We start from the raw sequence: 21457 nt of genomic DNA, 5'->3' as shown, positions 1-21457 counted from the left end.
TTTTGTGTCTTCTCGATAGTTTTAATCCGAAACTAAAGTGAAATTTAGGTTTTGCAGGTCGTTGGTTGTTCTCAATTTGGCAGACCCAGGCTGGCGCGGTAGGCTGCACGTTGGGACTCACGCCCCACTTTGTTGGTAATCTCTTCCCATCTCTGTTCAATCCGCTGCATTGCCTGTTCTCTGGTGAGTTTGTTCGCTAAGAAATCAGCTACAGTAGCATCAAGGACTTCAAATTGATATTGCTGATTATCGGGAATACTCAAATTCAAAACTATGTTGGGGCTGTTCAGGCTCACCCCGATCGCTCCCAGATAGTTGTTGGCAGCTTCCGACGAGAGTCCTGCTTTAATCCAAGGCTCTGAGTTTTCAAATTGAGAAATTCGGTAAGGATTGAAGCCCGTTTTGCCGATCGTTACATCCACATTAGACTGAGCGGGTTGACTCATGTAAGAGAGAAACGCATAGGCGACATCCTTCACCTTTGCTGCTGCCTTGGCATGAATCACACCAGTCCATCCGACATTAGCAGCGTAGGGTGCGTGATTGACACCATCAATGGCGTAAGGACAGGTAAACTTATCGCAGGCGACTAATTTGTTGGTCTTGCGATCGAGGACTTGAGTCGTACCTGGAGTGATGACAGCACCCACTTTATCCATCACTTTAGACACAGACAAATCAATAGCTAGTGGCCCAACATCGCCCCAATCAATAGTCAGGGCGCACCTGCCAGTGATAAATAATTCTCTCGCTTTAGAACCACCCAGATTTTGATCCTGGGGAACTCCATAATCCATCGTTTGTTTATAAATATCCAGTGCTTTGGCAAAAGCTGGATTGTTCGCTAGGGGTTTCATGGTGTCTGGGTCAAAAAATGCTCCTTGTGCTGTTCCCTGAGATTGCAAAAAAGGAGTGGCAATGGATATCAACATACTTGTGCTATTCTCAAGAGCACGCTTGGAAATACAAGAGCCATAGTCTTTTTCACCGTCCCCATTCAGGTCTTTCCCGTGAAATCGCTTGGCATAAGCCAGATACTCATCCCAGGTTTCTGGAGGCGTTAAACCAGCTTCTTTTAACAGATCGCTGCGGTAATAAACCATGTGAAAATCACCGTCCAACGGAATACTATAGGTGCGCCCTTTATAAGTGGCGCTGACATTCCGAAAGATCGGAGCGATATCTTCCCATTTCAAAGCAGCATCAGACTTCACTCGTGCAGTTAAATCTTCGAGATAGCCTGCATCGATCAAGTCGATCAACCATTGAGGCAAGATAACTGCCATATCGTACTTTGAATTGTTACCAGACCAGTTCTTTTGCAGTATGTCGTATAAATTTTTAAAGGGAACAGGCGTTAGATTGACCTTCGCTCCAGTCAAGGCTTCAAACCCAGCAATATGTCGCTCAGTTCCTGTATGAATCGCTTCATCATGAGTAATGACATTAATCGTCACACCATCAAAACGTTGTGAACTCAGGTTGCTCTGGGTAGGCTGGGGTGATGAAGCTGTTTGAGCATTATTAGGGGAGGAAATGCAACCTGGAACCCCTAAACCCAACCAGAGGGCAGCCAAGAAAATCAGACAATATCGAACTTGTTTCAAGTAGGGGAAAAATTTAAGCCAATCAGACATTTTATGGGTCCTCTTCATAGTGGCGATGGTATATAATTATACTTCTACTGGCGAACAAATCTGCTTACGGGGTTAGCCCAAGGCTGGCACGGTAAGCAGCGCGTTGAGACTCGCGCCCCACTTTGTCGGTAATCTGCTCCCATTTCTGTTCAATCTGCTGCATTGCTTCCTCCTTCGTCAGTTTGTCTGCTAAGAAATCGGCAAGAACAGCATCAAGGACTTCGAGTTGATATTGTTGGTTATGAGGAATTCTTAAATCCAAAACCATATTTGGACTATTCAAGCTGACACCGATCGCTCCTAAATAATTGTTGGCAGCTTCCGGTGACATCCCGGCTTTAATCCAGGCGTCTGCGTTTCCAAATTGAGAAACTAGGTAGGGGTTGAAGCCGGTTTCGCCCAGCGTAACATCAATATTCGACTGAGCCGATTGACCCATATAGGAGAGAAACGCATAGGCGGCATCTTTCACCCTCGGTGCTGTCTTTGCCGCAACTACACCCACCCATCCCCCATAGGCGGCATAAGGCGCGTGATTGACTCCAGCAATGGCGCAAGGACAGGTAAACTTGTCGCAAGCAACCAATTTACCCGTTTGGCGATCGAGAACTTGAGTTGTGCCCGGAGTGATAAAAGCTCCCACTTTGTTAATTACTTTCGACGATTGGATGGTTTATATTGGTTCCAACAAGTTAGAATAATTCACAATATTTTTATTTAATGGGGAGAACGAGCCCAAACTCTGTACCTTCTCCTGGGAAAGAATTAACTGTAATTTGTCCGCGATGTTTTTCTACGATTTGACGCGCGATCGCCATTCCTAAACCTGTTCCTTTCCCTACCGCTTTGGTGGTAAATAGATGCTCGAAAATCTTTTGTTTTACCTCATCTTTCATGCCGATTCCATTATCGCTAAAACGAATCAAAACAGATTGGCGATCGCTCGATAGTTCGGTTTTTATCGTAATTCGGTTTGGCTCAGTTTTAATATCTGCAAAAGTGCGTCCCTGATTTGATTCTTCTATTGCATCGATCGCATTACCCAAAATATTCATAAACACCTGATTGAGTTGTCCGAGAAAGCATTCTATTTCTGGGATCTCCCCATAATCAGTGATTACTTCAATCGCCGGCCTAAATTCGTCAGCTTTGAGGCGATGTTTGAGAATCAAAATCGTGCTATCAATGCCTTCATGAAGGTTCGCTTTTACCGGATGTTTGCGATCGGCTCTAGAAAAGGTTCGCAAACTAATGCTGATGTCTTTAATCCGTTCGCACCCCACTTTCATTGACTCAATCATCTTCGGCATATCTTCCATAAGATACTCTAGCTCGATTTCTTCGGCATGATTGTTAATGTCCGTTGCTGGAGCGCGAGATCCATATAATTTCAGATGTTCGATCAAGTCTTGCAATGCTTGCCGAGCTTGGTCGAGGTTGCCATAAATAAAACCAATAGGATTGTTAATTTCGTGGGCTACTCCAGCAACTAAATTGCCCAAAGCTGACATCTTTTCGCTTTGAATTACTTGCAATTGGGCTTGCTGGAGTTGATAGTATTGTTGTTTAAGTTCTTGATTAGCTTTCTCTAATGCCTGATTCATCTGTTGGAGTTGGCTGTTTTGTTCTGCTAGTTGTTGAGCTTGCTGATAATTTTCCTGTTTCAGAAGTTTTTGCAGGCGACTAAGTTCTAAATGAGTAGAAATGCGAGCTAAAACTTCCTCCGCTTGAAATGGTTTCGTAATGTAGTCCACCCCACCTACAGTAAAAGCTTTTAGCTTATCCATCGTTTCATCCAAAGCACTGATAAAAATCACTGGAATATCGCAAGTCAATTCGTTGGCTTTGAGATGTTGACAAACTTCGTAGCCATCCATTTGTGGCATTTGAATATCCAGCAAAATCAAACTAGGAGACGATTGTTGAATAACTGCTAGAGCTAACTTTCCGCTAGGAAACGCTCGAACCTTATAGCCATTTTCTTTTAAAAGATTGCTCAGCAAATGTAAGTTTGCTGGTGTATCATCAATAACAACGATTGGATTTTCAGTATCATTCATTTTTTCTACTCCTTTTCTCCTTGACTTGCTGCAATTAAGTTTAAAACTTTTTCATACTCAAAGTTATGCAGACAAGCTGCGAGCGCCTGAGATAATGGCTCATTATAGGTAGCCATTTTTTTCACCGCTGTAGCAATTAAGTCCGCATCGGAATACATCACTGCCTCTTGAAGTTGAGCTAATAGTTCGCTCGGAATTTCTGCCATTACCGCTGTGGTTAAAACCTCTCTTGTTTGTGTTTTTTCCGTATTTTTTGGGGTTAAATGTTCATAAATATATGTCACGCCAATATGCTTATTCATTGCATTAAAAATTTCTTCCTCTCGGAAAGGTTTCCTCAAAAAATCATCGCATCCCGCCGACAGAACCACCGCTTTTTCTTCTTCCAATATGCTAGCTGTCAGGGCAATAATCGCTGTTGCTTGACCTTTTATGTGAGATTTAATAGTTTGGGTAGCAGTGTAACCATCCATCACGGGCATCCGCATATCCATCCAGATTAAGTGTGGCTTCCACTTCTCCCAAATGTTAACAGCTTCTTGCCCGTTACTCGCTTCCTGAAGTTCAAATCCCAAGGGAGACAGCAGTTTAATTAATAACTGGCGATTTGTAGGTTTGTCGTCTACTATGAGAATGCGATATTTCGGTTGATTGGGTTCCAGAGCAATGACGCGACGAGATGGTAGGTGTGTGGCAATGTCGCTGGCTTCTACTTCGATGACTTGAATATCAAATAGGAATGTTGTACCTTGTCCCACTCGGCTTTTGACTGTAATATCGCCTCCCATAAGATGCACAAATTGGCGGCTAATAGGTAAGCCTAAACCAGTTCCTTCCTGAGCTTTTTTTCCGGTTGCGGTTTGGGTGAAGGCTTCAAAAAGTAGCCCTAGTTCTTCTTCTGCAATCCCGGCTCCTGAATCTTCGATTTCAAAATGTAGGGTATATGAATTGGTATCCAACACTTCAACTGTTTGTTGAGAAGGGATATTAGTTTCTCGAACGTCAACTCTTATTGAAACGCCGCCCTCTTGAGTAAATTTAAGGGCATTGTTAATCAGGTTAATGAGGACTTGACGCAATTTAACATCGTCGGTACGGACGTAACGGGGAAGATTAGGAGCGTACTCCATTAGTAACTGTAAACCTTTCTCTTCAGCCTTCATTTGGAACATATCGTGAATGTCGTCCAGTAGGCGATGGATATCGAAGTTTTTGGGATTAAGGCTGGTTTTACCTGCTTCGATTTTAGAGAGGTCGAGAACGTTGTTGATGAGAGTGAGGAGGTGTTCGCCGCTGCGGGAGATAATGCCGACGCTTTCTTGATGTTCGCGGGGTAGGGTTTGAGAGCGAGTCATAATTTGAGAAAAGCCCATAATCGCGTTGAGAGGAGAGCGTAATTCGTGGCTCATGTTGGCAATAAATGTGCTTTTTGCCTGATTAGCTACGTCAGCTTTTTCTTTGGCTATTACTAATTCTGCTGTCCGGTCTTGGACTCGTTGTTCTAGGGAGTGGTAAGAGTCTTTTAATTGCTGACTCATTTGGTTAAAGGTTTTAGCTAAAGAACCTAACTCTTGCACGGGAGAGTCGGGAATATTTTGCTCTAATTCTCCACTCGCGATCGCTTCACTGGCTTTATTCAATCTGTGAATGGGTGCAGCAATCCAATTTGAAGTGATAATTCCCAATCCTGTGGCTACACCTAAAGCTAATAGACACAATAAGATTGTGGTACGGGTATTAGCATTAATTTGTTCCATGAAGTCAGCTTCAGGCACTACTACAACTACTAGCCAGTCTAGTCCTCGACTATCTCGAAAGGGCAGCACTTGAACAAATTGTCGCTGACCTGAAAGCATAAATTCTAGTTGTTGTCCATCTTTAATATTACTCAATTCACCAAACCTGTTGGCTAAATTTTTAGCGGTTGCATTAGTCAACTTTTCGCCGCTGTTTTCGGCTTTAATGCGTTGTGGTTTCTCACCCTGATTCTGAGTTGATGTAAAGAGCGGCTGTTGAGTCGAACTCGCTATTAATAATCCAGAACGTTCTATAATAAAAACCTGCCCCGAACGACCAATCTTGAGGCTATTTAGAAATTGACTAATAGTTTCTAGGTAAAAATCAGCACCAAGTACGCCTTGAAGTTTATCTCCCTTATAAATAGGTACAATAGCACTAATCAGCAATTTAAGCGTCTTAAATTCGGGATAAATATCGCTCCAAGTTGGTTGTTTTTTCTGTTCAGCGGCAATGTACCAAGGTCGGAGGCGAGCATCATATTTTTTGATCCCTTTTTCTAGCTTTCCCGTTAGATTTCCACTACCATCTACATCATAGTAATAATGATAATAGCCAGTATATTTGTTAACAATAACAAGCTTGATGGAACCATCTTCAATTATGCGATCGCACCCTAAATATTCTCCTCCTTGCGCTGAACCTAAAGAGATTGTGGTTGCAGAATTAAAAAGCTTCATTTCTTGCCAAAGCAGTTTTTTAGCCTGCAATGTTGGTGCGTTCAAATCAAAGTTTAATTCTCCACGCTCGATAGCACCTGCATTAAGTTTATTGATAATAAAAGGTGTTTCTAAGTAATTATCGAGGTATTGTTTGACGCGATCGCTAATCTCACTCCGCAACTTAGTAGCAACATCATTGACTGCCTTCTGCCCGTTGCGTAACGACAGCCACCCTGTTAACCCTACTGCCACAAAAATTTGCAGCACAAAGGGAACAATTAATACGGTTCGCAGAGGAACTTGGCGAGAGATGTGAGGGAAAACTCGATTTGATTTTCTATCCAGCATAATGACCTCCACAAGATTAAGATAACTTTAATTTTTGACGATTGGTAATTCCACCACAAATTCTGTCTCTTTTCCCAAAGTTGAATTGACTGTAATTATCCCTCCATGTTTTTCTACCACAATTTGACGGGCGATCGCCAAACCCAACCCTGTCCCTTTACCTACTCCTTTGGTAGTAAATAGACGATCGAAGACTTTATTTTTTACTTCTTCAGTCATGCCCTTACCGTTATCCATGATTGATATCTGTACATGGCGATCGACAATAGTAGTTGTAATAGTAATTGTGTTGGGATTGGCTTGGATCTCAGCAAAACTCCGCCCATAATTAGATTCTTCTAACACATCGATCGCATTTGCCAACATATTCATAAACACCTGATTAAGCTGTCCGGCGTAGCACTCCACTTTAGGTAGCTTGCCATAGTCCTTGATGACTGCAATTTCTGGGCGACTATTAGAAGCTTTGAGGCGATGTTTGAGGATCAAAATAGTGCTATCGATACCATCGTGGATATTGCAAGCTACGGGATGGTCAGTGTCAGCCCGGGAGAAAGTACGCAGGCTGGTGCTGATGTTTTTCAGGCGATCGCACGCTATCACCATAGAATCAATAGCCTTCGGTAAATCTTCCAAACTATAGTCCAAGTCGATATCTGAAGCATGATTGAGAATCTCGTCCCTGGGATTGGGTAGATTTTTTTGATAAAGTTTTAAATGTTCAGTAATATCATTGAAGGCTGGTTTAATTTGTTGCAGGCTAGCGAAAATAAAGCCCAAAGGATTATTCATTTCATGGGCAACACCTGCTACTAAATTACCCAAAGCTGACATTTTTTCGCTTTGGATCAGTTGTAGTTGAGAGGCTTGAAATTCGGCATTTTTTTGTGCCACTTGCTGTTCTAAATTTTTGGTCAAGTGATAGAGTTGTAGATGAGTTTTCACCCGTGCCAATACCTCCTGTTCTTGAAAGGGTTTGGTGACATAATCAACTGCACCCAAATCTAGAGCCTGAACTTTGCTATCGGTGTCAGCTAGGGCGGTCATAAAAATGATGGGAATGGCGCTGGTGCGGGGATTTGCCTTTAACCGCCGGCAGGTTTCAAAACCGTCGATTCCGGGCATCATAATGTCTAGCAAAATCAAATCGGGCAGTTTTCGCTCAATTTGCTGGAGGGCGCGTTCACCGCTAGTTGCGATCGCCACATCAAAGCCGACATCGCTCAATGCCTCAGAAATGACATCTAAATTAGTGGGTGTATCATCCACAATTAGAATTAAACCCGTTACCGCTGCGCTCATCTTTACTTTCTCCTTAAAGGTTCTTTTCGCTCAGATGCTGTTGAATCAATTCCTCGATTTTTTCCGACTGGAATTGCTTCGCCAATTGTAGGACTTGCTGAATAAAAGGTTGATAGAGTTCATCCTGTTGCCCAACCTTTTCTGCAATTTCAGCCAGCTTTTTCAAGCGTCCTTCTTGAGCCAGTTCTAATAACACTTGTAAGTCGGCAGTTTTGGGAGCGATCGCTTCTGAGTCAGATGCTGCTACTGGGATATTAGAGGTCGCTCTATCCGCTATTTCTTCATAGTTCCAAGTGAGTTGTAAATGATTTGCTATGGCATTAAATAAATCTGTCGTCTGAATCGGTTTTGCGAGAAAATCATCCCCTCCTGCTTCTAGGCTCATCTGCCGATCCAATTGCGCTACGGATGCTGACGAAACCAGAACTTTTAAGTGTTTAAATTCCTCTGAATCGCGTAATTTCTTTAGCATTTTGAAGCCATCCATCACGGGCATTGCTAAATCTGTAATTACTAAATCTGGTAAGTTTTCTCGTATTTTGTCTAACCCTAATTGTCCGTTTTCAGCTTCAATAATGGCAAAACCGAGGGGCTCTAATAAATTCACAATCACGGCTCTATTTTCCCAGCGATCGTCTACAACTAAAATGCGCCGCTGCGTCCCGACATAACTGACAATATTTCCCGCCAGACTGGTCTGCTGTTGTATCCAGTCAGTTGCCAAAGGTAGCTCAACTTCAAAGAAGAATTCACTTCCTACCCCCAGTTGACTTTTAACCTGAATTTTTCCGCCCATCAACTGCACAATTTGCTGGCTAATAGCGAGTCCTAAACCGGTGCCTTCAGATTGGCGACTTTGCTCACCTACTTGCTCGAATGCTCGGAATAGTTTCTGCACATTTTTGCTGCTAATGCCAACTCCCGTATCTGCGACACAAAAGCGCAGACGGGCGAATGAAAGCCGATCGGTATTAGAGTCAAGTTGCTCAACTTTAAAAGTGACACTGCCTCGATCGGTAAATTTGATGGCATTGCCCAACAAGTTAATCAACACCTGCCGCAACCGTTTTTCATCGGCTGTGATGCCAGCCGGTAAGTTAGCATCGGGTTCGTAGCGGAAGCCGATGCTTTTTTGGTCAGCACGAATTTGGGAAATTTCCACGACTCCTTGCAGCAGTGAAGGTAAATGAATAGCTTTGGAAGTGAGTTCGAGTTTGCGAGCTTCGATTTTAGAGATGTCGAGAATATCGTTAATTAAGGTGAGCAAATGAGAGCCGCATTGATGAATGATGTTGACTCCGTGACGTTCTTTTTCCGGGATAGCTTTGGAACGTCCGAGAATTTGGGCATAACCCAGAATGCCGTTGAGAGGGGTGCGGAGTTCGTGACTCATATTGGCGAGAAATTCACTTTTGGCTTGGTTGGCGCTATCTGCAATTACCTTGGCTGATTGCAGTTCAGTAGTTCGTTCTTCCACCCGGCTTTCAAGTTCTTCGTTTGACTTCTGTAATGCGTTGAATGAGTCTTTGAGTTGTTGCGCCATCCGATCGAAAGATGTCGATAAAATTTCGAGTTCGTCCATACCCGCAGTGACACTCAACAGAGGTGTAGCTGGCCCAACAGGATTAACCTCCGCCAGTACCAGTTGGTTGCATCCTTCCACAATCGGCTGCAAACGTTGATTTAAGCGCCGCACAAACCACGCAACCACCAAAACTAAGATCGTTCCGGCTCCCAATGCCCCGCCCAGCGTAATGCCTAATACCGGCAGCACCACAACTTTCTTGGGAACGGCAGCAATCATCAGCCAGTTGGTTCCAGAGATGCGATCGTAAGCCCAGATTTTTCCGCCCGCTTCAATCAGTCCAGAGGGTTCTGCTTGCATCCGCTGCCAAATCGCCTTGAGTTCGGGAATATGTTGATAACTAGCTCTAGCTTTTGCTTTGGCAGGATCGGGCGGATAGCCTAGCAGATTGCCTTGCTGGCTTAGCAGCGCAAAATAGCCTTGATCGTGGATCACCTTGTCGTTAATCCGATCGCCGATCGCCGTCACATTCAGATCCGACACCGTAAAGCCCAGCATTTTACCTTTCTCATCAAAGAGAGGATAAGAATAGGTGGCCATCGTAATACCGTACCAATCATAGGGATCGTTCCAAGCGGGTTTACCTGCTTTGACAGCAAATTGATAGTAGCCCGCTTCTGGATAAAACTCTGCATCAATTACATCCAAATAGCGGATGGTGTTGTTGGGAGGCGGTAAGCGATCGCCCAACGCATCGGCGGAACCTCGATCGACATAGTAATAGGGATAAAACCATTGACGGTTTTGGAGGATGCCGTAAGCGGTTTGACCAAAGCCCGATCCCATCACGAGAGTCGGACGTTGTTTGAAAAATTCAAAAGCTAATGCTTTGCAGTCCGCAACGGTCGGGGTTGCGTGCGAGCGCTCGATTTGAACCGCCGCTTTCATTCCAGCCGTAAACGTTTCAACTTGGGCAATCTGTATTTCGAGCTCGCGCACTTCTGTACGCAGGGTTTTACGGATCTCATTTCTGGCTTGAGTATCAAGTGCTTGATAGACCAAAAATGACATTGCACCGAGTCCAACAAAGGCTCCCCCGAGGACGGATAGCAGTAGATTGGTACCGATCGATCTGTGAAGCACGGGTTTTAAGAATCGGGATTTGGTTGTAGTCGGAGCGCGCATTGTGGTTTCTCAGATGAAAGGTTATTTGCAGTCAGGTGCAGTTGAATTAATTCCTCTAAATGAGTCTGAATGCCGGGGTCAAATTAACTTGTTTGTTATGCTTTAGTGGGTAAGGTGATGATAAATTCTGTTCCGGCTCCCAGTCGAGAGTTTACGTTCAGGGAACCGCCATGTTTTTCGACGATAATTTGACGGGCGATCGCCAATCCCAATCCCGTGCCTTTGCCCACAGCCTTAGTCGTAAACAAATGATCGAATATTTTATCTTTGACTGATTCACTCATCCCCATACCATTATCAGTAATGGTAACTTTCACCTGGTTATATTTTAGTGAGGTTGTAATTGTAATGCGGTTGGGATTCGCCTTAATTTGGTCAAAACTTCGACCAGTATTTGATTCATCCAACGCATCGATCGCATTCGCCAGAATGTTCATAAATACCTGGTTAAGCTGTCCGGGGAAGCATTCAATTTCAGGAATATTCCCGTAGTCTTTGACTACTTCAATGGCGGGTCGCCGATCGTTGGCTTTCAATCGATATTTGAGAATTAAGATCGTGCTGTCGATGCCAGAGTGGATGTTGAAGGGCGCTTTGTAGTCTTTGTCAGCTCGGGAAAACGTGCACAGGCTAGTGCTGATATCTTTGATGCGATCGCAGCCCAATTGCATCGAGTCAATCATTTTGGGCAAATCTTCGATAATATAGTCTAAATCGATATCTTCGGCATGGTCGGTAATGTTGGCAGCAGATGCTTGGGTGCGATACAAAGCTAGATGTTCTGTTAAGTCTTGAACTGTGCGTTTGGCTTCATTCAAATTGCCAGCAATAAAGCCGACGGGGTTATTAATTTCATGAGCCACGCCAGCAACTAAATTACCCAAAGCCGACATCTTTTCGCTTTGAATCATTTGCAATTGGGTTTGCTGCAAATCATGCAAGGCTCGCTCTAGCTGCTGAGCATAGGTTTGTGACTGCTCATAAAGTCGGGCATTTTCTAGGGAGATAGCAGCTTGAGCGCAAAGTAGATTCAGCAGTTCGACGCGATCGCTTGTAAACGCGCCTACCGTTAAGTTATTTTCCAAGTATAAAATCCCAATTAACTGCCCCTGATTCAGAATTGGGCTACAAAGGATGCTTTTAGGTTGGTGTTCTTGGATGTAAATATCTGCTGCAAATTGAGAACTTATCCGAGCATTTTCTAATACCAAAGGTAACAAAGTTCGCTTGACATTATTCACCAAACTAATTGCCAGTTCTGAGCTAGATTCTAAGGGGATTGACGGTAAAGCTTGTGGTGATTCTCCTTCTTTTATCAAGGCTACTATTTTTAAATCAATATCTTGTTTGAGGAGTAAAACACACTTATTTGCGCCACTATTAACAATAACTATTTCTAGGAGAGTAATTAAGAGTTTATTTAGTTCAATTTCTCCAGAAATTGCTTGAGAAGCTTTGAGTAGAGTAGCCAAATCTAGAACTTCAGAAACGCTACTAGAAGTGCGCGTAGAAGCGATCGTTCCCTGGTGGGCGATAGTTCCCTTGAAGGAGGTGGAGGAATGAGATTGCTGAAGGATGGGAGCCAGGAGTTGGCTATAACGTTTTTCCAGATCGTCTACTTTAGCCTTAGCTCCCCAACGACTGTAAGCATAGTAAGCCTCGATCGCATAAAGTTGGGCAAATTTTTCTTTACCCCACTCTAGGTAAAATTTCGCCGCCAGTTCATTAGCTAGTGCTTCTTCGTTGAGGAATTGATTTTCTTTGGCGAGGGAGATGGCGCGATCGTACAAATCTACTGCGCCTGCTTTGTTGCCCAAAACCCGTTGCCGTTCAGCTTCAACCAAATACCATTTATGCAAATAATTCATGGGAGCATTTTTCGCCCATTGATGCAAAGTAGTTTGATGGGTTCCAGCTTGGGCAAGCAGTTCGGCTTGCTCTGGTTGTGGCTGAGTGGGAAAGAGTGCCAAGTAAGTAAGTGCAGCATAAAAATGGAAAACGGGAACCAAAACCGTTCCCGACATTGCCATCAAATACAGCTTGACTTGGGTGATGTAGTCGAGGGCAGCTTGATAATTGCCCCATGAGTAGGCAAGCAGCAGTTTGTAGGTGTAGGCAACCGCGAGCTGCATGAGGTCGTTATCCTGCTGGTGCTTGGGCAGCATCACCGTTTCATCGTAGGCATTACCAATTAAGCGATCGGGTTGGCTGACTGGTTCTCTCAAATGCTTTACCGTTTGCCTAGTTATGCCCAAATAAATATGCGCCGAATCTTGTTTCACTTGAACCAGAGCAGCACTGTAAACGGCGAATTCGGAGGCCAAAGTGTCTAGGTCTACACCTGCCAAAAGCGCAGTATTCATGCAAGATGTTACGTTGTAGCCAGCAAAGAGAAAATCCCCTGTTTCCATACCTGCCGTGTAGCCATCTTTCAGCATTGGTACCGTTGCCAAGAGCGCTTCTTGGTGATGTTGGATGAAAGTCCCAAACAGAACTAGAGTGGTAGACTTCATGGACTGAGCATTCAACTTCTCCAGCAACGAGAGCGCTAATCTACCAAACCTGTAGCCTGTTTCGACTTCGCCCAAAAAGGCACACAGCACCATTCCATGAATCACATATCCTACTGTCGAGACGGGGGCATTGCCAAATTGGAGCGACAACCGCACCATCGTTGCGCCCAAGAAGGGCAGTAAACCTGGCATTCCCTGGATCACTGGTGCAGACAACACTCCTAACAGTTGCATCGCGGCGATCGCAGTGCGATCGCTCATCATCGGTAGGTCAATCAGCCCTGCAATCTCTCTGTCCTGGAGTTGGTGATTAAGGTCTTGTAAGGCTTTGCCAATCTTGATTTCGTCTACTTCCGTCGGGAGTTCTACTCCCAATTGCGCTAGAGCCTCTCTTCCCACTGCGATCGCCCCTAACATTTGGCTTCTAGCCGTTAGGGCCGCAATTTGAATTTCGTAGATTTTCACCTTGTCGAAAATTGTCTGAGCTGATTGCAACACCACTGCTGCCATCTCTTCCATGCCGTCGAGGTCAGCATTCAAATAAGCGGCTTCGGCGGAGGCAACATAGAGTTTTAGGGTCAATTCATACTGACTTTGCCAACAATTTATCTCTAGTAGCCCAATGCCCGTTTGCAGATAAACTCTTGCCGCAGCATAAGCTGTAGAACTTCTGGCTTTCTGTCCGGCTTTTAAGTTGAGCTGTACCAGTTCTTCTCGTTCTCTTGGTTGAGTAATTAACTCAATACCTCGATTTAAATGCCCGACAATATCAAATAGTTTTTCCTCTTGCTCTATTTCTGAGGATTTTTCCTGAATTAGCTGCCCAATCTTGAGATGAGTTGCTGTTTTTTGTTGTTCAGGAATCAGGGAGTAAGCTGCTTGCTGAACCCGGTCATGTAAAAACCGATAAGTTGGATTCACTGCCGCATCAGAAACCGAGGCGCTGTCAGATTGAATAAAGAACTTATAAACTTCGGTATTCGGAATAATCAAGCCTTCTTGCAAAGCTTTCCACAAATCATCTGCCGTTATTTCTGGGGATTGTTCTGAGACGATCGCTAACGTCTGTAAATCAAACTGCGCTCCAATACAGGCAGCTAATTTCAACGCATCCTGAGTTTGGGTCGGCAACTTCTGCAATTGCAATGCCATAAACTCGACAACATCGGAAATGAATGCTAGGGCTTTTACTTGAGTAAGATCGCACTGCCAATGTTGAATTTTCCAATCAAAGCTAATCAGTTTGTCATCATATAAGGCTTTGAGGAATTGGGTGGCAAAGAAAGGATTACCTTTAGTTTTTTGGTACACTAATTCGGTTAAAGGTTGAGCCTGAGATAACTCACAATTGAGTGTATCGGCAACCAGTTGATTCATATCCTCTAGACTTAATGATTGTAGTGTAATGGTATTGACCAATGCCCCGGTTTTGACAATCTCATCGACGGTAAGAATGAAGGGATGAGCTGGTGAGACTTCATTATCTCGATAGGCACCCAAAACTAATAAATGTCCCGTTTCTGACATCAACAATTGTAGCAATTTCAGTGAGGCTGAATCAGCCCACTGCAAATCATCCAAAAATATCACTAAGGGATGTTCAACGCTAGTGAAAACTTGCAAGAATTTCTGCATGAGCAGATTAAAGCGATTCTGGGCAGCAGTTCCTGATAATTCTGTAGCTGCTGGCTGAACGCCAATAATGCCTTTGAGTTCGGGAATGACATCAATCAAAACTTGTCCGTTGTCTCCAACGGCTTCCAGAATTTTGCTTTTCCATGTTTGTAACTGAGCATCGGATTCAGAGAGCAATTGCCCCATCAAATCTCGAAATGCTTGCACAAAAGCACTGAAGGGAATGTTGCGATTAAATTGATCGTATTTGCCTTTAATAAAATAACCCCGTTGCCGCACAATTGGTTTATGAACTTCGTTGACAACCGCAGTTTTGCCAATCCCCGAAAATCCCGCCACTAGCATCATTTCTGTTGTGCCGATGCTGACTCTTTCAAATGCTTCCAGCAGGATTTTTACTTCTTGTTCTCGACCATAAAGTTTTTCGGGGAGCGTAAAGCGATCGAACACATCTCTTTGAGCAATGGGGAAGTCATTAATTTTACCAGTTTCTTGAAGTTGATGTAAACAATTTTCTAAATCAAACTTCAGTCCTAATGCACTCTGATATCGGTCTTCAGCATTTTTTGCCATCAATTTACTGACAACCTCTGAAAGTACAGATGGAATTTGTGGGTTAATTTCATGTACTAATGGCGATGCTTTGGCGATATGACAATGTACTAGCTCCATCGCATCGTTCGCTTGAAATGGTAATTCTCCTGTGAGTAATTCGTAGAAAGTTGCGCCCAAAGAATAAAAGTCAGTCCGATAGTCTATGCCTCGATTCATTCTCCCGGTTTGTTCGGGAGAGATATAGGCTAAGGTTCCTTCTAAGACATTGGGATTTTTGATTTCCTGGGTTTCTCGTGGTAGCAGAGAAGAAATACTAAAATCAATTAATTTGACTTCTTTGGTTTCAAGATTAATGAGAATATTAGCAGGTTTAATATCTTTGTGAATGACGTGGTTTTGGTAGAGATAGTTGAGAATATCTGTCAGTTGTCTAGCGATTTGGAGAAATTCTGCTAAAGGTAAGGTTTTATTGATTTTGCTGATTTTTTTTCTTATCTGGAGATAAATAGAGAGGGAGACTCCACCAAAATCTTCCATGACTAAGGCATAGCTATTGTGGTATACTTCTAAAGTCAGGGGTTTGATAATATGAGAGAAGTCAAGATTTTTAGTAATGGTATATTGGTTGCGAAATAGGACAAGTTCGTTGAAGCTGGGGTAGTCGTTTCGTAGTAGTTTGATAACTACTGGTTGTTGGTCGCTAATACGGATGCCTCGGTAGACAAGAGTACGGGTGCCGATATAAAGTTCTTCTGTTATTTGATAGCCTGACAAATTGGGGTACTGGCTCATAATTCGTTCATCCTCTATTAGATAACAGTTGAATTAGAATATTTGATTCTATTCTATTCTATTCTATTCTATTCTTTGACAGGGAGAGTGATCTCAAACACAGTACCCTCACTAGGTAGAGAATTAACGGTAATTTGTCCCAGATGTTTTTCAACTACTATTTGCCGCGCGATCGCTAATCCCAATCCCGTGCCTTTCCCTACCGCTTTTGTCGTAAACAAATGGTCAAAAATCTTTGATTTGACTGATTCAGTCATCCCGCGACCATTATCAGCAATACTAATTTTCACCTGATTATTTACTAAGGTAGTTTGAATGGTAATGCGGTTGGGATTAGCCTTGATTTCTGCAAAGCTGCGATTTGTATTTGATTCATCTAAGGCATCGATCGCATTCGCCAGAATGTTCATAAATACCTGGTTAAGCTGTCCGGAGAAGCATTCAATTTCAGGAATATTCCCGTAGTCTTTGACTACTTCAATGGCGGGTCGCCGATCGTTGGCTTTCAATCGATATTTGAGAATTAAAAGCGTGCTATCTATCCCCTCGTGGATATTAAAAGGAACTTTGTAGTCTTTGTCAGCGCGAGAAAAGGTGCGGAGTGAAGTGCTGATATCTTTGATGCGATCGCATCCCAGTTGCATCGAGTCAATCATTTTGGGCAAATCTTCGATGATATAGTCTAAATCGATATCTTCGGCATGGTCTGCAAGCTCTGTTTCCGGGGCGCGAGATCGATAGAGATTGAGATGCTCCACTAAGTCTTGAACTGTAGATTTAGCTTCATTCAAATTGCCAGTTAGGAAGCCGACGGGGTTATTAATTTCATGAGCAACACCAGCAACTAAATTCCCCAAAGCTGACATCTTTTCACTTTGAATAATTTGTAATTGAGATTTTTCTAGTTCTTGAGCATAGATTTGAGCTTTTTGATAAAGTCGAGCATTCTCTAGGGAAATAGCAGCCTGGGTACAGAGAAAGTTAATAACAGTGAGGCGATCGCTCGTGAATACTCCAGCAGTTATGTGATTTTCGAGATAAATAATCCCGACTAAATGACCTTGATTAAGAATTGGGAGACATAACACACTCTTGGGAAAGTTTTGAGTTAGATAATCATCAATAATTGGTAAGTCTGTTTGTAGATTGTCGAGCACTATCACAGATTGAGTTCGCTTGACATACTGAATTATTTTAAGAGGAACATCAGGATAATTATCTAAGGTTTGGGAATAGATTTCTGTAGTTTCCAGAGTGGAGATAGCCCTCACGCGCCAAGTGTCATCTTGAGGGAGGACTAAGACACATTTGCACCCCCCAGAGTTTTGGAGAATAATTTGAGTTAGTTGTTGAAGCAGTTCGTCTAACTGGATGATACTAGAAAGAGCTTGAGCAGCTTGGATAATTGAAGCAAAATCAAGGGCATCCGAGATACTAGTACTAGAAGATTGGCTAGATGGATGAGTATTTCCAATTAAAGTTTCTAAAGGACTAAAAATAGTTTTTGGTTGTCGCAATATTGGTTGGAGCAGCTGAGGATAAAGAAGCTCTAAGTTAACTACTTTAGCTTTTGCTCCCCAGCGAGAATAGCAGTAATAAGCTTCAGTCATGTAAACTTGAGCAATATTTTCTTTTTCCCAGTCAAGATAGAATTTGGCAGCAAGTTCGTTGGCTAAAGCTTCTTCTTGGAGAAAACCATTGGCTTTGGCCCCAGAAATAGCCAGCTCGTACAATTCGATCGCCTCGATTTTATTGCCTAAAACTCGACATTTTTCAGCCTCCACCAAATCGTATTTGTGCTGAAAGTTCATCGGTGCATGGTGAGCCCGACTTTGAAGCTGAGCTTGGTTTGTCGAGATTCGATCGAGGACTGCCATTTTGTCTGCCACCTCCGAAAAATCAGCCAAAGCCGTCAGAGAATCATAGAAGTAAAAAATGGGTGTACTAATCAGACTTGCTCCTGATGCCAAGGTTTGGCGTGCTTCTGCCGCATCTTGTTTTGCCTCAACCCTTTCATTGAGCAAGTAAGAAGCTGTGAGCCGATAAACCCAATAAAAATGTAATCCGCTTAAATCATTAGCAGCAGTTAAGGTAGTGTGCAGCTCTTTTTGAGCAGTTACTAAATCTTGATTCTGAGGGGTTTGTAATCGTTGAATAGTCTGAAAAACACCTAAACTATAGTTTAAGCTTGTAATGAGGTTTAGTTTTACGAGGGTGGCGATATAAGTTTCTACTTCTGCCACTAATGTCGTTAACTCTTGGCCAACAGCATAGGAAAATGCACAAAGATGAGTAATACCGTAGCCTGTAAATTCAAAATTGCCTACTTCTAAACCCATTTTGAATGCTTCTGTTAGCAGAGGTATACTATCTTGGAAGTGAGATTTACAGTGAAGAATAAAGGCTCCGACGGCAAAATTTACTTGCGTTTGAACTGCTCGCACTTTGAACTTTTCTGCCACTTTCAGTCCTAGTTGACCAAATTCATAGGTTGCATCCCAGTCTTCTAAAATACTGCTTAATAAAACAGCATAGCAACCGTAGCTAAAAGCGGAGAGGGCTGTGTTCCCTGCTTGAACCGACAGTTTGACTTGAGCCAGAATGACCAAGGGAAATAGTAAGGGGGCAGAAACATAGGAAGCCCCAGCAATACTCGACAGTAACTGCATCCTTGCTAAACATGTCGCATCTGTCATTGTAGGCAAATCGATTAAATCATGAGCGGTTCTACCATTGAGCAGTGCCACAGTATATTGCATGGCTGGGAGAATATCCGCAGGTGTTGGTTGCTCTGGCAGATGAATATTCAGTTGCTTTAGTGCATTCCTGGCAATGGCGATCGCTTCTGGAAATTGACTCTGATTGCTATAGGCTTGAATCTGGATTTCATAGGTTTTAATCCGGTCAAGAATATCCAGTTCTTGAGCTAATATCTCCCGCGTCCAATGCTCCATCTGGGCAAAATCACCGCACAGATAAGCCGCTGCTGCCGCCCCTTCGTGCAATGGCAACATTAGGCTAGTTTGGCTTTGCCAGCCGTCTAGAGAATCTAAAAGAGCTATACCTGTTCGACAATATGTCAGAGCCGGTTCGTAGGCATTAGCTGCTTTAGCTTTGGTTCCAGCGATTAAATTGAGTTGAGCGAGATTGGTTTTTTCAACTGGATCGAGCAGGAGGGCGATCGCACTATTCCAGTGGTTGACGATTTCAAAAATCTTGGCTTCTAGTTCTGCATCCGGGGTGTTTTGTCGCAGTAAGCGAGCAATTGCCAAATGAGTTGACTGTTGTTGATCTTCGGGAATTAGAGAATAGGCAGCTTGTTGGACTCGATCGTGCAAAAACCGATAAGTAGGATTGGCTAAGGCATTAGAAATAGATGCAGTATCAAAATGCATAAAAAACTTATAAATTTCCGTATTGGGAATAATTAAGCCTTCTTGCAAAGCACTCCATAACGATGTTGCAGATTCCTCCAGAGATTTTTCGGCAACAATTTTCAAGGTCTGTAAATCAAACTGTACCCCAATACAAGCTGCTAGTTTGAGCATATTCTGAGTCTCAGCGGGCAATTTCTGTAATTGCAAAGCCATAAACTCCACCACATCATCAACTAGGGCTAGAGCTTTAACTACAGCAATATCACATTCCCAATGACTAGCTTCCCAGTTAAATATAATTTGTCCACCGTCGTGTAGTGCTTTGAGAAATTGGGTTGAAAAAAATGGATTCCCCTGAGTTTTTTGAGAGATTAATTCTGTTAGAGGTTGAGCTAGGGACAACTGGCAATTTAGGGTATCCGCCACCAACTGGTTCATATCCATTAAACTTAAAGGCTGTAGTATAATTGTCTGCACCACAGTCCCAGTTTTTATAATTTCATTCACTGTTAAGATAAAGGGGTGAGCCGAAGACACTTCATTATCTCGGTAAGTACCCAATACTAATAAATATCCTGCCTCTACCATCAACAACTGTAGGAAGTTCAAAGAGGCGGAATCTGCCCATTGTAGATCATCTAAAAATATGACTAAAGGATGTTCTCTGGTGGTGAATACTTGGACAAATTTCTGCATCAGCAGGTTAAAGCGATTTTGGGCTGCATTTCCTGATAGTTCTGCCGCTGGTGGTTGCTCACCAATAATTAGTTCTAGTTCAGGAATCACGTCAATTAAAACTTGTCCATTCTCTCCTACAACTTCTAGAATCTTAGTTTTCCATGAGTCTAGTTGACTATCTGATTCTGATAACAATTGCCCCATCAAATCTCGAAAGGCTTGGACAAAAGCAGAGAAAGGAATATTACGATTAAATTGATCGTATTTCCCTTTAATAAAATAACCCCTTTGTCTAACAATAGGTTTATGAACTTCGTTGACAACAGCAGTTTTACCAATTCCTGAGAAACCAGCTACCAACATCATTTCTGTTGCTCCTTGACTGACTCTCTCAAAGGCATCAAGTAATATCTGAACTTCAGTCTCTCTGCCATAGAGTTTATCGGGAATCAGGAAGCGATCGCTCACATCCCTTCGCGCAATTTCAAAACTATGAATTTCACCAGTTTCTTGTAGCTGATGTAAACAATTTTCTAAATCAAATTTCATCCCTAATGCACTCTGATATCTATCTTCCGCATTTTTTGCCATCATTTTGGCGACTATTTCTGATATTACAGACGGGATTTGTGGGTTAATTTCATGTACTAAAGGTGAGGCTTTTGCAATATGACAATGCACCAACTCCATTGGGTCATTGGATTGAAAAGGTAACTGTCCTGTCAGTAATTTGTAAAAAGTGACACCTAAAGAATAAAAATCAGTTCGGTAGTCAATTCCCCGATTCATTCGGCCAGTTTGTTCTGGAGAAATATAAGCAAGTGTGCCTTCTAAAACATTGGGATTGATTAGTGTTTGGGTTTCCCGTGGTAGCAAAGAGGCAATACTAAAATCAATTAATTTGACTTGTTTAGTTGCGGGATTAATTAAGATATTGCTGGGTTTGATGTCTTTGTGAATGATGCGCTCGCGATACAATATATCTAAGGTATTGCACAGTGCGATCGCGATTTCTAAAAATTCTCTCAAAGATATTGCATTCTTCCCTTTAATCACCCATTCCTGAAGGGAAATCCCACCAAAATCTTCCATGATTAACGCATAGCCATTTTGATAGGGTTCCAGGCTATAAGTTTGGACTATAATAGGTGAGTTGAGATTTTTGGCAATGGTATATTGATTGCGAAACTGCACGAGTTCGCTAAAGGTAGGATACTCATTTTTCAGGAGTTTGATGACCACAGGTAATTGGTCTGAAGTACGGATTGCCCGATATACTAGGGTGCGACTTCCTGAATAAACTGTGGAGACAATTTTATAGTTGGGAATTTGAACGGTTGTGTGAGGTTTGCTGGAGGAGTGAGAGTTATTAATGGTCATAGTTTTTTGAG

The 21457-nt window shown here is 42.9% G+C and carries 8 protein-coding genes; all 8 read right to left on the bottom strand.

What is annotated here, in order from left to right:
- Nucleotides 1-71 precede the first annotated feature (71 nt).
- On the bottom strand, nucleotides 72-1637 hold the full coding sequence (locus tag QUA02_RS09185) for an extracellular solute-binding protein (protein ID WP_333026847.1): 1566 nt from the start codon (nucleotides 1635-1637) through the stop codon (nucleotides 72-74).
- Nucleotides 1638-1701: 64 nt separating this feature from the next.
- A complete protein-coding gene (locus QUA02_RS09180; RefSeq protein ID WP_333026846.1) occupies nucleotides 1702-2280 on the bottom strand; it encodes a hypothetical protein in 579 nt (192 codons plus the stop codon).
- A gap of 70 nt (nucleotides 2281-2350) precedes the next feature.
- A complete protein-coding gene (locus QUA02_RS09175) occupies nucleotides 2351-3697 on the bottom strand; it encodes a hybrid sensor histidine kinase/response regulator (protein WP_333026844.1) in 1347 nt (448 codons plus the stop codon).
- 5 nt (nucleotides 3698-3702) lie between these two features.
- On the bottom strand, nucleotides 3703-6504 hold the full coding sequence (locus tag QUA02_RS09170) for a hybrid sensor histidine kinase/response regulator (RefSeq protein ID WP_333026843.1): 2802 nt from the start codon (nucleotides 6502-6504) through the stop codon (nucleotides 3703-3705).
- A gap of 27 nt (nucleotides 6505-6531) precedes the next feature.
- A complete protein-coding gene (locus QUA02_RS09165; protein WP_333026842.1) occupies nucleotides 6532-7806 on the bottom strand; it encodes a sensor histidine kinase in 1275 nt (424 codons plus the stop codon).
- A gap of 13 nt (nucleotides 7807-7819) precedes the next feature.
- Nucleotides 7820-10402, bottom strand: a complete 2583-nt coding sequence (locus QUA02_RS09160; RefSeq protein WP_333026841.1) for a hybrid sensor histidine kinase/response regulator — start codon at nucleotides 10400-10402, stop codon at nucleotides 7820-7822.
- 209 nt (nucleotides 10403-10611) lie between these two features.
- Nucleotides 10612-16011, bottom strand: coding sequence for a trifunctional serine/threonine-protein kinase/ATP-binding protein/sensor histidine kinase (locus QUA02_RS09155; RefSeq protein WP_333026839.1), 5400 nt, complete (start codon nucleotides 16009-16011; stop codon nucleotides 10612-10614).
- A 68-nt stretch (nucleotides 16012-16079) separates the two neighbouring features.
- On the bottom strand, nucleotides 16080-21446 hold the full coding sequence (locus tag QUA02_RS09150) for a trifunctional serine/threonine-protein kinase/ATP-binding protein/sensor histidine kinase (protein ID WP_333026838.1): 5367 nt from the start codon (nucleotides 21444-21446) through the stop codon (nucleotides 16080-16082).
- Between the last annotated feature and the right edge of the window lie 11 nt (nucleotides 21447-21457).

The organism is Microcoleus pseudofavosus SVA1_A4 (genome assembly GCF_036700565.1).
Lineage (GTDB): Bacteria > Cyanobacteriota > Cyanobacteriia > Cyanobacteriales > Microcoleaceae > Microcoleus.
The sequence above is the reverse complement of the archived record's forward strand: the minus strand, read 5'-3'. Positions and strand labels throughout refer to the sequence as shown.